Origin of the sequence: Mergibacter septicus (assembly GCF_003265225.1) — a bacterium.
Classification (GTDB): domain Bacteria; phylum Pseudomonadota; class Gammaproteobacteria; order Enterobacterales; family Pasteurellaceae; genus Mergibacter; species Mergibacter septicus.
Genome location: NZ_CP022013.1, coordinates 1,017,369 through 1,032,107 on the forward strand (window position 1 = coordinate 1,017,369; position 14,739 = coordinate 1,032,107).

The following is a 14,739-nucleotide window of genomic DNA, read 5'->3' on the forward strand; positions in this document are numbered from 1 at the left end:
TTTTAAATAATCTATGATTTTTATTCAAGATAATTAGATGATAATTATTATCATCTAATAAAATAATCATTATTTTTAGCCGTTATTTACTTTTTATCAAACCTAAAATATGTTAAAAAGCTAGCTTCTTTTTTTAATTCAGTTTTACAGGAAAAACTATGTCAAACTTACAAACTATTATCGAAACCGCATTTGAACGCCGTGCAGAAATCACACCAAAAACTGTTGATACAGAAACAAAAACAGCCATTGAGACTGTTATCGCTGATCTTGATAGCGGTAAATTACGTGTTGCCGAAAAAATCAATGGTGAATGGATTGTTAATCAATGGGTAAAAAAAGCGGTATTACTCTCTTTTCGTATCAATGATAATCAATTAGTTGCAGGTGCTGAAACAAACTATTACGACAAAGTACCAATGAAATTCGCCGATTATGATCAAGCTCGTTTTCAAGCCGAAGGTTTTCGAGTGGTACCACCAGCCGCAGTACGCCAAGGTGCCTACATTGCAAAAAATACCGTATTAATGCCTTCTTATGTAAACATTGGAGCTTATGTTGATGAAGGTACTATGGTTGACACTTGGGCAACCGTTGGCTCTTGTGCACAAATTGGTAAAAATGTACATCTTTCAGGTGGTGTTGGAATTGGTGGGGTATTAGAACCTTTACAAGCAAATCCGACCATTATTGAAGATAACTGCTTTATCGGTGCTCGTTCTGAAATTGTTGAGGGGGTTATCGTAGAAGAAGGTTCTGTTATTTCGATGGGTGTGTTCATTGGTCAAAGCACTAAAATTTATGACCGAGAAACAGGTGAAATTCACTATGGTCGTGTTCCTGCTGGTTCTGTTGTGGTATCAGGTAGTTTACCTAGCAAAGACGGTTCACACAGTCTTTACTGTGCAGTTATCGTTAAAAAAGTTGATGCAAAAACCCGTGCTAAAGTTGGTATTAATGAGCTATTACGTTCAATTGATGAATAATAAATGAACGTTTAGATGAAAAAATAATTTATCTTAACGTAAAATACTATAAAGTTATGTAATTTTTGATTATACTTGCCGCAGATCTGAGCTGTAAATAATACTCAGGTTTCTCTCAAATTTTTTAGGAGTTCGATTATGAAAAAAACATTACTAGCTGTAGTTATTGCTGGAAGTCTAATGATGACAGGTTGTTTTGATCAAGAAAATAAAACCCCTACAAGCAATACCACTACACCAACGGTTGAAAGTCAGAAAGAAACTAAAGAAACAGTGAAAGAAACTGTCGCTACTGAAATTGAAACTGCTAAACAAGTTATCACTGATAGTGCAAATACTGTTGTAGATAAAGCCACTGAAATCAAAGAGGCTAGTGCAGCTAAAATTGATGAGGTGAAACAAGCAACATCTGAAACAGCCAATGAGCTTGCTGAAAAAGCAAGTGAAATCAAAGAAGCAGTCGCTACTACTGTTGATGATGCGAAAAAAGCAACTATTGAAAAAACCAATGAAGTTGCTGAAAAAGCAGACGAGCTAAAAGATAATGCAAGCGAAAAAGTAGAAACAGCCAAGCAAATTCTCAGTGAAGCAGCTACTTCTGCTACAGATCAAGTAAGTGAAATCAAAGATCAGGTAATTCAAAAAGTTGACGAAACAAAAGACATTATTGAAATACCAAAACAAGAAGCTGAAAAAACAGCTGAATAAAAACACATAGTATCCATAATATTCCTAAACTCCACTGCAGTGGAGTTTATTTATTTTACAAATTACCACCATTATTTAAATAAAATAAACTTTATTCAAAAACAAGAATAAATTAATATTAAATAATATTATTATCTTATTTAAATTTAATTAAGTATAACTATTTTATCTCCGTTATTTCTTCTCTTTTTAACATAGCTATTCTATTCTAAACCATTTATTTAAACTCAAAAAATTCAATTAAAACAACAACTAAAGTTACTGTTACTATACGCAATAATTGAGATTTTACTCTGTAAAATAAATGATAACTAATTTACTAAATAAATAATCCCAAAAAAGTTATTTCTATTATTCCTTTTATGTATATAACGATATTTTTATTCTATATTTTCTCCATAAAAAGTTTTGACAAAAGTCAATGAAAGATAAAATTCTACCTGTTAGACTTTTAAAATAAAATTGAGAATTAATCTTAATTATATTAAGAAATAATTCTCAGTACTTTTTATTAAATTTTTAGGAAATACCCAATGTCTATTCTTTACTCTTTAAATAACCTGCCACAAGGTGGTATCGCATATATTGAAAAGATTGTTGCAAATCCTATATTTGGCGAGCAAGATCAGGTCGTTAGTCGGCGTTTGGCTGATTTAGGTTTTTCACCCTATATTCCAATTAAAATAATAGCCAAAGGCTGGCTAGGGCGTGGACCTTATGTAGTACAACTGAATCATCATACACAATTTTCACTACGCCGTGCTGAAGCCGAAAAAATTGTTTGCACCCTTCATCATACTTAATCCGATTGAATAAACTAACCTTAAAATCATCATAATATGAAGAATAATTTATCTTTTGCTCTAGTTGGGCAACCTAACTGAGGGAAAACCGCATTATTTAATCTTTTAACTGGTTCTAATTCCAAAATTGCCAATTATCCCGGGGTAACAGTCGATCGCCGTGAAGGTTATTTACTCGCACAAAGAAAAGTTAAAATCATTGACTTACCCGGCACTTATAGCCTACGCACAACCAGTCCTGATGAGGATATCTCACGTCAAGTATTATTCGGACAATTAGGTCAACGACCTGATGCCATCATTGCCGTTGCAGATGCAACCAATTTACGTATGACCTTACGTCTGGTTTTAGAATTAAAACAGCTTGATTTACCTATGGTTGTTGCCCTTAATTTATTTGATTTAGCCAAAGCTCGAGGGATAAAAATTGATACAGAAAAAATGAGCAAACTATTAGGTATCAGTGTGATTGCTACAACGGCGATTAAAAAAAAGGAATCAGCACAAATTCAACAAGCTATCTTACAATTAGCTAATAGTCGGCTAAAAACCTCTACCAAGAATCCACAAACTATTGCAAATGAAATCGATCACTTAGATAGCCAACAACTCTATCAGGAAGTCGATCGTATTTTATCCGTTTGTGTTTCTCAGCCCCATCAATTACCCACTTGGCATCAAAAATTAGATGCTATTGTATTGCACCCTATTTCGGGAGTATTGATTCTTTTAACTATTCTTTTTGTTATGTTTCAAGCGGTCTATGCTTGGGCAACACCTATTATGGATTTGATTGAAAATAGCATTGCCAATTTAAGTCAATGGGTCGCAACCACTCTGCCAGCAGGTATGCTAAACGATCTTTTAGTTGATGGAGTGATCGCTGGTGTGGGAAGTGTACTAGTCTTTTTACCACAAATTACACTTCTTTTTGCTCTGATTCTCTTGCTAGAAGATTCGGGATATTTACCTCGTGCCGCTTATTTATTAGATAATTTCTTGGCAAAAACAGGGCTATCTGGGCGTGCCTTTATTCCTTTACTTTCTAGTTTTGCCTGTGCAATTCCTTCAGTTATGTCAGCTAGAACCATTCATAATCCACGAGAACGTTTGGTTACTATTGCTATTGCCCCTCTATTAACCTGTTCTGCACGCTTACCTGTATATGCTTTGATTATTGCAGCTGTTATTCCAGATCAAAAGATCTGGGGAATATTTAATTTACAAGGCATAACTCTTTTTGCTTTATATCTTATTGGCGTGCTTTCTGCTGGTATGATTGCCTTTCTAATGAAACTTTTTGCTAGTAAGAAAGGTAAAATCCAACAATTTCCACTATTAATGGAATTACCTACTTATCGTCTGCCTAATCTTCGCCATATTCTGATCGCATTATGGGAACGTGTGAGTGCTTTTTTAAAGCGTGCTGGCACAATTATTTTTGCAATCAGTATCATCTTATGGGCTTTAGTAACCTTTCCAGAAGCACCAATTAATGCTACCTCTCCTGCAATCGATTATAGTTTTGCAGGTATGCTAGGTAATCTGATTCAACCGATCTTTGCTCCTATCGGCTTTACTTGGGAAATGTGTATAGCAATGATCCCGGGATTGGCAGCACGTGAAGTTGTGGTAGCAACATTAGGGACGGTGTATTCCGTTGCAGCGACTTCTGAAGAAATGACGGAACACGCTTTGATAAATTTAATCAATACTAACTGGGGATTACCAACCGCTTTCGCTTTTCTTGCGTGGTATGTTTACGCTCCGATGTGTTTAGCAACACTAGCAGTCATTAAACGTGAAACCAATTCAAATACAAAAACAGTACTTATCGCTGGGTATCTTACTGGCTTAGCTTATCTAATTGCTTTAATTACCTATCAAATTGCATTGAGGTTAGTATCATGATTCAAACAACTATTGTGATAGCAATGATTGTTGCGGCAAGCATCTATCTCGCTTACTACTTTTTCGGTAAAAAGAAAAAAAACACTTGTGGTAGTTGTAATGCCTGTCATTGCAAGACGAAAGATAAATCCTGTTGATAACCACCAATCAAAAAAGCAAGCGATAAACGCTTGCTTTTTTAAAGATTAATATCTGATTAAGCATAAACAGGGAAACGTTTACATAAGTCTAATACTTGTTGTTTCACCTTTTCAATAACCGCTTGATCGTCAATATTATCTAAAATATCACAGATCCAATTTGCTAACTGTTTTGCTTCAATATCTTTGAAGCCACGGCGAGTAATTGATGGTGTACCAATACGGATACCCGATGTTACAAATGGGCTATTTGGATCATTTGGTACTGCATTTTTATTTACCGTGATATTTGCTTTCCCTAAAGCGGCATCCGCAGCTTTACCAGTCAAACCTTTACTGACTAAATTAACAAGGAATAAGTGATTTTCAGTACCATTTGAAACTATGTCATAGCCACGAAGTTGGAAGATTTCAACCATTGCTTTCGCATTTTTGACAACTTGCTGTTGATATTGTTTAAATTCTGGCTCCATCGCTTCTTTAAAACAGACTGCTTTGGCGGCAATAACGTGCATTAATGGACCGCCTTGTCCTGCTGGAAAAACTGCACTATTTAACTTTTTGTATAAAGCTTCATCACCATTTGCCAAAATTAATCCACCTCTTGGACCTGCTAAGGTTTTGTGTGTGGTAGTGGTAACAACATGGGCATAAGGTAATGGGCTAGGATAAACACCAGCGGCAATTAAGCCAGCAACATGAGCCATATCCACAAACAAATAAGCCCCTACTTCATCGGCAATTTCACGCATTTTTGCCCAATCAACAATTTGAGAGTAAGCTGAAAAACCACCAACAATCATTTTAGGTTTTACTTTCAACGCTTGTTGGCGTAACGCTTCATAATCAATCACACCTTCATCGGTAATTCCATACTGCTCTGCATGGTAAATTTTGCCAGAAAAACTCACCGCTGCACCGTGGGTTAAATGCCCTCCGTGAGCAAGACTCATTCCTAAAATGGTATCACCGGGCTGTAATAATGCCATATACACTGCCGCATTTGCTTGAGAACCTGAATGTGGTTGAACATTCGCATAATCTGAACCAAATAGAGCTTTAGCACGATCAATTGCTAATTGTTCAATAATATCAACATATTCACACCCACCATAATAGCGTTTCCCCGGATAACCTTCCGCATACTTATTCGTTAATTGTGAGCCTTGAGCTTGCATTACTCTAGGGCTAGTGTAGTTTTCTGAAGCGATTAGTTCTATATGCTCTTCTTGGCGGCGATCTTCTGCTTGAATAGCTTGCCATAAAATTGGATCGTAATCTGCCAAATTCATTTCTCGTGTCAACATTGTACCCTCCCTATATTTTTACTGAATAATAAAAGAATAAAGATAAAAAAATAGTTACTGCTATAAAATACTGAAGCTGTAACTCATTTCATTTTACATTACTACTATATAATAATGATTTAACCTAATCCTAACTTAGGTCAAAGTTAAACCATTTCATTATACAAACTGCAAAGCAGTTGGCAATCATAGTTCCAACTTATATTTTAATGCCGAAAATGACGAATTCCAGTTAAAACCATCACCATATTATGTTGATCTGCTGCGGCTATCACTTCCTGATCTCGAATAGAACCGCCCGGCTGAATAACACAACTTACCCCTACTTCTGCCGCTGCATCAATCCCATCTCGAAATGGAAAAAATGCGTCTGAAGCCATTACAGCACCCACAACACTTAATCCTTCCTCTTGTGCTTTTATACCTGCAATTTTAGCCGAGTAAACCCGACTCATTTGCCCTGCACCAATCCCTACGGTTTGTTGATTTTTAGCATAAACAATCGCATTCGATTTAACAAACTTTGCTACCTTCCAACAGAATAACAAATCTTGTAACTCTTGCTCTGTCGGTTGTCGTTTACTGACAACTTGCAAATCTTCTTTACTGACATTTGCGAGATCAGTATCTTGCACTAAAAGTCCACCATTCACCCGTTTAAAATCAAATCGCTCCCTTGCTTGTTGCCATCCCCCACAAGCTAATACCCGAATATTTTTCTTAGATTGTAAAATGGTTTGAGCAGCAACACTAATACTCGGTGCAATAATCACTTCAACAAATTGGCGTTCAAGAATGGTTTGTGCGGTAACGGCATCTAATTCTTGGTTAAAAGCAATAATTCCCCCAAATGCAGAGGTTGGATCGGTTTGATAAGCTCGTTGATAAGCTGTTAGTAGATCATCTGCTACCGCTACGCCACAAGGGTTTGCGTGTTTCACAATCACACAAGCAGGCAAGTCAAATTGTTTGACACACTCTAATGCGGTATCGACATCAGCGATATTATTATAAGATAAAGCTTTCCCCTGTAATTGGGTGGCACTGGCAACACACCCACAAGGCACTGTTGGTTCAATATAAAAAGCCGCTTGTTGATGTCCATTCTCGCCGTATCGCATTAGCTGTTTACGGATAAAATTAAGGTTTAAAGTCCGAGGGAATTTACCACAAATTTCACTAACTTTTACTTCTTCAGTTGCATAATATGGTGGGACTAATTCCCCTAAATAATTTGCAATCATCGCATCATATTGTGCAGTATGTTCAAACGCTTTTACAGCAAGATCAAAACGTGTTTTTTCACTAAGACTATTTTCATTCTGTGCCATTTCAGCCAATACAGTAGAAAAATCGGCAGGATTCACCACAATCGTAACATCACGATAATTCTTTGCCGCTGCTCTCACCATTGTTGGTCCACCAATATCAATATTTTCAATCGCAAAGGCTAATTGGCAATCAGGTTCGGCGATCACTTGAGCAAAGGGATAAAGATTAACTACCACTAAATCTATTGTTTCAATCTGATGTTGTTCCATCACCTGATCATCTATTCCCCTCCGTCCTAAAATACCAGCGTGAATTTTAGGGTGCAGTGTTTTAATCCGACCTTCCATCATTTCAGGGAACTGCGTGTAATCTGCAACCTCCCTTACGGGAATCCCATTTTCTATCAATAACTTTGCCGTTCCTCCTGTTGAAAGTAATCTAACACCTCTTGCAACTAAAGCTTGAGCAAAATCTACAATACCTGTTTTATCTGAAACACTTAATAACGCTTGACGAATTGGACGGTGGCTTGACATATCTTTTCCTTCTCTAGAATAAAAATAGTGGTTAAGGATAAAACAAAGTAAAGATTAAAAATAGAGAAAAAATGAAAATTTTATGCAAAGAAATAGTGGTTATTGATCACTCAATAAATAATAAAAAACCGTTCTCTTAAGCCTAATAAAATATCTTTAAGAGAACGGTTGGGTTTATCTCAAAACTTGGAGATTAATAAATTATAATTTTTCGCTGAGCATTGTTTCTAATTTTTCAATATCCAATGCAAATTTACGGATACCTTCTGCCAATTTTTCTACTGCCATTGGATCTAAATTATGTTGCCAATAAAACTCAGCTTCACTCATTGCGGTAGGACGAGCTAAAACTTCACCTTGATAATTTAATTTCACTGGTAATTCAGCTGTGCTTTCTTCCAACTCTTTTAACAGTGCAGGAGAAATAGTTAAACGATCACACCCCGCTAATTCAGTAATTTCACCGATGTTACGGAAACTTGCTCCCATAACAACTGTGTTATAACCATACTGTTTGTAGTAATTATAAATTTTCGTTACTGAGATTACTCCCGGGTCTTCACTTGGTGCAAACTCTTTTTTCTCACCATTCGCTTTATACCAATCTAAAATACGTCCAACGAAAGGAGAGATGAGATACACACCCGCTTCAGCACAAGCCCGAGCTTGAGCTTGAGAGAATAACAAGGTTAAATTACAATTAATTCCTTCTTTTTCAAGAATCTCTGCCGCTTTAATACCTTGCCAAGTTGAAGCGATCTTAATCAAGATACGTTCATTTGCAACGCCTGCTTCATTATAAAGTGCAACTAATTTGCGAGCTTTTTCAACAGTTGCTGCGGTATCATATGACAGACGTGCATCTACTTCAGTCGAAATACGTCCGGGAACAAACTTTAAGATCTCTAACCCGATATTGACTGCTAGTTTATCTTCAGCATCAATTAACTGCTGTGCTTTATCTGTACTTTTACTCTTGGCATAAGCTACTGCATCATCAATTAAAGCAGCATATTGTGGTAACGCTGCAGCACTTAAAATTAATGATGGATTGGTTGTCGCATCTTGCGGTTGATATTTTTTAATCGCTTCAATATCACCTGTATCGGCAACAACAACTGTCATACTGCGTAAAACATCTAATTGGCTCATTTGCTTTCCCTCAATCTATTTACACCATAAGGTGGCTACTCTTTATCAATATGATAATTTCTATTTTTAGAAATTATCACCAACAAAATACATCATTCTCTCTTTCAGATAATAGCATAGAAAACCTTACTTAGTCGTTATCTATTTTATTCATCATAAAATGGAAATAATCCATTGTTATCATACGATTAAGTTAAAAATCACAATTCCAATGCTTTTAGCCCAATTTTCGGTATAATAACTAAATTACTCTTTTTTTATCTATAAAATAAAAAACGAATGAAAAAACAGCTATCGACTTTTTTAACTTTCGCTATTTCTGGTGCTTTGTACGCAAATCAAGCTAAAGCGGATTTACAACAACAGTGTTTATTAGGCGTTCCGCATTTTACAGGTACAGTGATCGATGCCGATCCAAATAGTTTACCGATCTATATTGATGCAGATAAAGCTCAACTCACACAACCTCAAGGGTTTTATCAAGGAAAAGTTATTGTTGAACAAGGCAATAAAAAACTCACAACCGATTATCTTGAATTAACCCAAATCAAACTTAAAAATGGTGATCTTCAACGTACTGCAACCATTCAAGGGGACTTTGACTATCAAGATAATTTAATTCTGTTTAAAGGAAAAAATGCAAAGTTTAATTTAAATACCCAAGATACTGAAGTAGGGCAAAGCAGTTATCACTTAGTCGATCGACAAGGTCGGGGTAGTGCGGAACAAGCTAAATTGTCTTCGGGACTACGTATTCTAAAGAATGCCAGTTTTACCTCTTGTTTACCCAATGATAATGCGTGGAAAATTAAAGCCTCAGAGATGACCCAACATATCAAAGAAGAATATGTTGATTTATGGAATGCGGTTTTCTATGTTAAAGATGTTCCTGTTTTCTATTTCCCTTATTTACAATTCCCTATCGGAGATAAACGCCGTTCTGGTCTATTGATTCCAACCATCGGATCAAGTAATAAGAGTGGTTATTATTATGCCCAACCAATTTATTGGAATATTGCTCCCAATTATGATCTAACCTTAATCCCCAAATATATGACCAAAAATGGATTACAATTACAAGCAGAAACTCGTTATCTAAATATGTTAGGTAATGGTCTTATTGCAGGGGAATATCTAAAACACGATCGGTTATCAACAAATAATACAAATCGTCCTAGGTATTTATTTTATTGGAAAAACAATGGTTCATTAGCACATAATTGGCGCTTTAAAATTGATTATACGAAAGTGAGTGACAAAAATTATTTTACTGATTTTAGCTCACCTTACGGTAATAGCACTGATGGATATGCTGTACAGAATTTTGAAACTAGCTACTATCAACCAAACTATCGGCTATCAATCTCAGCAACCCAATTTCAACTCTTTGAAAATATTAATGTATCGCCATACTATACATTACCAAAAATAAATTTTAATTATTATCGTGATAATCTCTTTACCTCCCCAATTAACTTTTCACTTTTTTCTCAAGCCGTTCAATTTAAAAATAATAAAATTGAAATGCCTACGGCGTGGCGTTTTCACTTTGAACCAAGTTTGACTTTGCCTTTAGTATCCAATTATGGGCGTGCAAATATCGAAACAAAACTCTACACCACACACTACCAACAAAAAAAAGGGCAAGCAACAACTGCTACCGATATTGCAAAAACAGTCAATCGTGTGGTACCTGAAGTAAAAATAGATCTAAGTACGGTTTTAACTTCAGATCAACTTCTTAATACAGGCTATATTCAAACGCTTGAACCACAGGTGCAGTACCTTTACCGTCCATATCGAGATCAAAGTAAAATAGGTAATTTTGATTCGGTTTTATTACAACAAGATTACTATTCTCTTTTTAATGATCGTCGTTATAGTGGCTTAGATCGTATTGCATCAGCAAATCAAGTTTCTCTTGGTTTTACCACGCGTTTCTATGATGCACAAGCGAATGAACGTTTAAACTTATCTCTAGGGCAAATTTATTACCTCAAACCTGCCAGAATTGATGATAACCCTAAAAATAATACTCAAGAAAAAATTTCATCGTGGTCAATTCAATCTAATTGGAAAATCAATGATAAGTGGAATTGGTACGGTAGTTATCAATACGACCCTCAATTACACGAAACCTCTCTGATTAATAGTGCCTTAGAATATCGACCAAGAAAAAATAATCTCATTCAAATTGGTTATCGTTATGCAAGCCAAAAATATATTGATCAGAATTTTAGTAAAGGGTTTAACCAATATCGTCAACGTATTCAACAATTAGGACTGGTTACAGGCTGGCAAATCAATGATAACTGGGCTATTGTAGGGCATTATTATCAAGATCTAGCGATTAAGAAACCAGTAGAACAATACTTAGGCGTTCAATACAGTAGTTGTTGCTGGAGTTTTGATATTGGTTTTCAACGCAATCTAACCGCACCACCAGAAAATCAAAACCCACATAAAGTATATTATAATCGCTCTTTTGGAATTACCTTTCGTTTAACAGGTTTTGGTAATAATAACAGTAATATACCTAAGATGTTGGAGACTGGCATTATTCCTTACCATAACCAATTTAGTCGATATTAATCTCATTTAGCCTTGCAAAACCGAATCAACTAGATTCGGTTTTTTGCGCTTGAAATAAAAATACCAGCACCTTTTACTATCACCACCAACTTCCCCCTTTCCTGCTTAAAAATAAGAAAACATAACCAAAACACCATCCTATCTGTGGGTAAAACGCCTTAATCTCCCTCCTAACTAATTATGCTCTTACGTAAAAAATCAGGTATAATGTCGCTATTTTTGGCAAAATTTTTAGATAATTTGAGGTTTTATGACACCAGTAGTCGCCCTTGTTGGTCGTCCTAATGTAGGAAAATCAACCTTATTTAACCGCTTAACACGCACAAGAGATGCCCTTGTAGCAGACTTTCCGGGATTAACTCGAGATCGTAAGTATGGCCAAGCTAATATAGCGGGGCAAAATTTTATTGTGATTGATACTGGCGGGATTGACGGTTCAGAAGAAGGGGTTGAAGAAAAAATGGCTGAACAATCGTTACTAGCGATTGAAGAAGCAGATATTGTACTCTTTCTTGTTGATGCTCGTGCAGGTTTAACCCCTGCTGATATTGGGATTGCAAATCATCTTCGCCAACGTCAGAAAACCACTATTGTTGTTGCAAATAAAACCGATGGAATTGATGCAGATTCACATTGTGCAGAATTTTATCAACTTGGTTTAGGTAATATTGAACAAATTGCAGCAGTACAAGGTCGTGGGGTTACTCAACTAATGGAAAAAGTACTTTCCCCATTAATCATAGAAGCGGAAAATGAAGCAATACCAGAAAATAGTAAAGAAGATGAACTATGGGAAACAGATTTCGACTTCAATAATGAAGAAGATGCCGCCTTACTCGATCAAGCATTAGCAGATGAAGAAGAAAACATTGTTAAGAAATCAATAAAAATCGCCATTGTTGGACGACCAAATGTTGGAAAATCAACGTTAACCAACCGTATTCTCGGTGAAGATCGAGTGGTCGTTTATGATATGCCGGGAACAACCCGAGATAGTATCTATATTCCAATGGAAAGAGATGGAAAACAATACACCATTATTGATACCGCAGGGGTTCGGAAACGTGGAAAAGTAACATTAACCATCGAAAAATTTTCAGTCATCAAAACATTACAAGCAATTCAAGATGCAAATGTTGTCTTACTCACCATTGATGCTCGAGAAGGAATTTCCGATCAAGATCTGTCTCTACTTGGTTTTATCTTAAATGCAGGACGATCTTTAGTGATTGTAGTCAATAAATGGGACGGCTTAACCCAAGAAATTAAAGATAATATTAAATCAGAACTTGATCGCCGTCTGGACTTTATTGATTTTGCTCGAGTCCATTTTATTTCTGCTTTACACGGTAGTGGTGTGGGTAATTTATTTGATTCGGTAGAAGAAGCTTATGCTTGTGCAACACAAAAATATTCCACCTCAATGCTAACTCGTATTCTACAAATGGCAACGGAGGAACATCAACCACCGATGATGGGGGGACGAAGAATTAAACTAAAATATGCTCACCCGGGTGGTCATAATCCACCAATTATCGTCATTCACGGCAACCAAATAGATCGTTTACCTGATTCTTATAAACGTTATCTCTCGAACTACTATCGCCGTAGTCTAAAAATGATTGGTACGCCAATTCGTATTCAATTCCAAGAAGGAAATAATCCTTTTGCAGGTAAACGCAATACCTTAACGCCAAACCAACTGCGTAAACGCAAACGTTTGATGAAATTTATCAAACAAGCGAAGAAAAAATAGAACAAATAAAACAAAAAAACCGCACTTTAACGTGCGGTTTTTATTACGAAAAATATTTATTCTTACTTATCATCTAACCCTAGGCTTTTTGAAAAAATTTGTAAGCCTGTCGTATCCCCTACTTTCACCATTTCCTGCATTGCATTGGTCGGGATATGAAGTAACCGATTCATTAATTTATAACTCAATTCTTTGATTACCTTTTCACTATCCTGTCCCTGCTGTAAAGCACTGATTGCCTTTTCAACTAAGCCTAAACGTACTTGCTCTGCTTGTTGGCGATAGTTTTTAATTAAACTTGAAGATTGGTGTAGTTTTAGCCATAAGAAAAAATCTTGACATTCTTCAGTAATAATCGCTTCAGCTTGCAGTGAAGCTTGTTCCCGTTGGGCTAAATTATGTTGAATAATATTGTGAAGATCATCAACACTATAATAATAAACGGCATCAACCTGCTCTACTTTTGGATCAACATCTCTTGGTACAGCAATATCAACAATTAACATTGGATCAAAACGGCGTTTTTTTTGGGCTTTTTCGACCATATCTTGGCTAATTAAACTGTGCGGACTTCCAGTTGATGTAATCACAATATCCGCTAAGTCTAGCCCTTGTTGTAACTGATCTAAGCTTAAAACATCCATTTGCCCTAATTGATCGGACAACGCCTGTGCTTTTTCTACTGTTCGGTTAGCAATCATAATATGCTTAGCTCCGTGACGAAAAAGATGGCGTGCTACCAATTCAATGGTTTCCCCTGCACCGACTAATAAAATGCGTAAACGATTAAAACTATCAAAAATTTGGCGTGCTAGGCTACAAGCAGCGTAAGCCACTGACACTGCACTACCACCGATCTCAGTTTCAGTTCTTATTCGTTTTGCAACAGAAAATGTTTTTTGAAATACACGGGATAATTCGGTTGAAAGCGGTAAATTATTCTGCTGGTAATAATTTTCACTAAACTGAAACGCTTGCTTTACCTGTCCTAAAATTTGAGGTTCTCCTAAAATTAAAGAATCTAAACCACAAGCTACTCGCATTAAATGGCTAACTGCTTGTTGATTTTGTTTTAGATATAAGCTATCGGTCAATTCTGTTGGGGCTAACTGATGAAGTTGTGCAAACCATTGCTGACACTTTGCCAACCATTCTTGATTATGATGATGAGATTCTGATGGGGAAATATCTTTGTTGTGTAGATAAACTTCTGTACGATTACAGGTTGAGATAATCACCGCATTGGCTATGCCTTGTAACTGTTGTAAAGCTATTTGACGTTTTTCATCATCAAACACAACCTTTTCACGTAATTCAACACTTGCGGTTTTATGGTTAATTCCCAACACTAAAATTGTCATATAATTGTTCCAACTTCGGGTTGCCCCGTCCCCACTAAACTAGAAAAATAAAAATAATCAAGAAAATAAACTGCTTAATTTTAAAGAATTACCAATTTGGTCGCAAACGAAAAACCGTGAAAAATTGATCTTATCGGTAAAACCTACCTATTATTCATTAAATTTTCATATTTGACCTAAAATAGAACAGCATTCTACTTTCGTTTTTCACAGCA

General features: G+C 36.0%; 11 protein-coding genes and 1 pseudogene. 8 read left to right on the plus strand and 4 right to left on the minus strand.

Going from position 1 to position 14,739, the window contains the following annotated elements:
* Window positions 1–158: 158 nt before the first annotated feature.
* The 6 genes and pseudogenes from dapD (at window position 159) to CEP47_RS08890 (ending at window position 4,545) form a co-directional block, all read left to right on the plus strand.
* Window positions 159–986: a 2,3,4,5-tetrahydropyridine-2,6-dicarboxylate N-succinyltransferase gene (gene dapD / locus CEP47_RS04775; protein WP_261920703.1), complete on the plus strand. Its 828-nt coding sequence runs from the start codon at window positions 159–161 to the stop codon at window positions 984–986.
* A 138-nt stretch (window positions 987–1,124) separates the two neighbouring features.
* Window positions 1,125–1,694: a prolipoprotein diacylglyceryl transferase gene (locus CEP47_RS04780; RefSeq protein WP_261920702.1), complete on the plus strand. Its 570-nt coding sequence runs from the start codon at window positions 1,125–1,127 to the stop codon at window positions 1,692–1,694.
* A gap of 533 nt (window positions 1,695–2,227) precedes the next feature.
* Complete coding sequence (locus tag CEP47_RS04785; protein WP_261920701.1) at window positions 2,228–2,497, plus strand: FeoA family protein; 270 nt, start codon at window positions 2,228–2,230, stop codon at window positions 2,495–2,497.
* A 93-nt stretch (window positions 2,498–2,590) separates the two neighbouring features.
* Window positions 2,591–3,007 (plus strand): annotated as a pseudogene (locus tag CEP47_RS08910) (FeoB small GTPase domain-containing protein); the annotation flags it as partial.
* 339 nt (window positions 3,008–3,346) lie between these two features.
* On the plus strand, window positions 3,347–4,408 hold the full coding sequence (locus tag CEP47_RS08915; protein ID WP_261920979.1) for a ferrous iron transporter B: 1,062 nt from the start codon (window positions 3,347–3,349) through the stop codon (window positions 4,406–4,408).
* Window positions 4,405–4,545, plus strand: a complete 141-nt coding sequence (locus CEP47_RS08890; protein ID WP_407657792.1) for a FeoB-associated Cys-rich membrane protein — start codon at window positions 4,405–4,407, stop codon at window positions 4,543–4,545. Before CEP47_RS08915 ends, CEP47_RS08890 begins: the two co-directional genes overlap by 4 nt.
* Before the next feature lie 59 nt (window positions 4,546–4,604).
* Here the strand turns inward: CEP47_RS08890 and glyA are convergent, their stop codons facing one another.
* The 3 genes from glyA to tal all read right to left on the minus strand — a co-directional run bounded on the left by glyA (window position 4,605) and on the right by tal (window position 8,815).
* Window positions 4,605–5,855 (minus strand): serine hydroxymethyltransferase, encoded by a 1,251-nt coding sequence (gene glyA, locus CEP47_RS04800; RefSeq protein WP_261920700.1) that lies wholly within the window; start codon window positions 5,853–5,855, stop codon window positions 4,605–4,607.
* Between the two features lie 206 nt (window positions 5,856–6,061).
* Window positions 6,062–7,663, minus strand: a complete 1,602-nt coding sequence (purH, locus tag CEP47_RS04805; RefSeq protein WP_261920699.1) for a bifunctional phosphoribosylaminoimidazolecarboxamide formyltransferase/IMP cyclohydrolase — start codon at window positions 7,661–7,663, stop codon at window positions 6,062–6,064.
* Window positions 7,664–7,864: 201 nt separating this feature from the next.
* A complete protein-coding gene (gene tal / locus CEP47_RS04810) occupies window positions 7,865–8,815 on the minus strand; it encodes a transaldolase (RefSeq protein WP_261920698.1) in 951 nt (316 codons plus the stop codon).
* Window positions 8,816–9,094: 279 nt separating this feature from the next.
* Between tal and lptD the strand changes: the two genes are divergently transcribed.
* On the plus strand, window positions 9,095–11,407 hold the full coding sequence (gene lptD, locus CEP47_RS04815) for an LPS assembly protein LptD (protein ID WP_261920697.1): 2,313 nt from the start codon (window positions 9,095–9,097) through the stop codon (window positions 11,405–11,407).
* 250 nt (window positions 11,408–11,657) lie between these two features.
* Window positions 11,658–13,163: a ribosome biogenesis GTPase Der gene (gene der / locus CEP47_RS04820; protein ID WP_261920696.1), complete on the plus strand. Its 1,506-nt coding sequence runs from the start codon at window positions 11,658–11,660 to the stop codon at window positions 13,161–13,163.
* A gap of 62 nt (window positions 13,164–13,225) precedes the next feature.
* On the opposite strand, the gene hemA is transcribed toward der, so the two are convergent.
* Complete coding sequence (gene hemA, locus CEP47_RS04825; RefSeq protein ID WP_261920695.1) at window positions 13,226–14,524, minus strand: glutamyl-tRNA reductase; 1,299 nt, start codon at window positions 14,522–14,524, stop codon at window positions 13,226–13,228.
* Window positions 14,525–14,739: the final 215 nt, after the last annotated feature.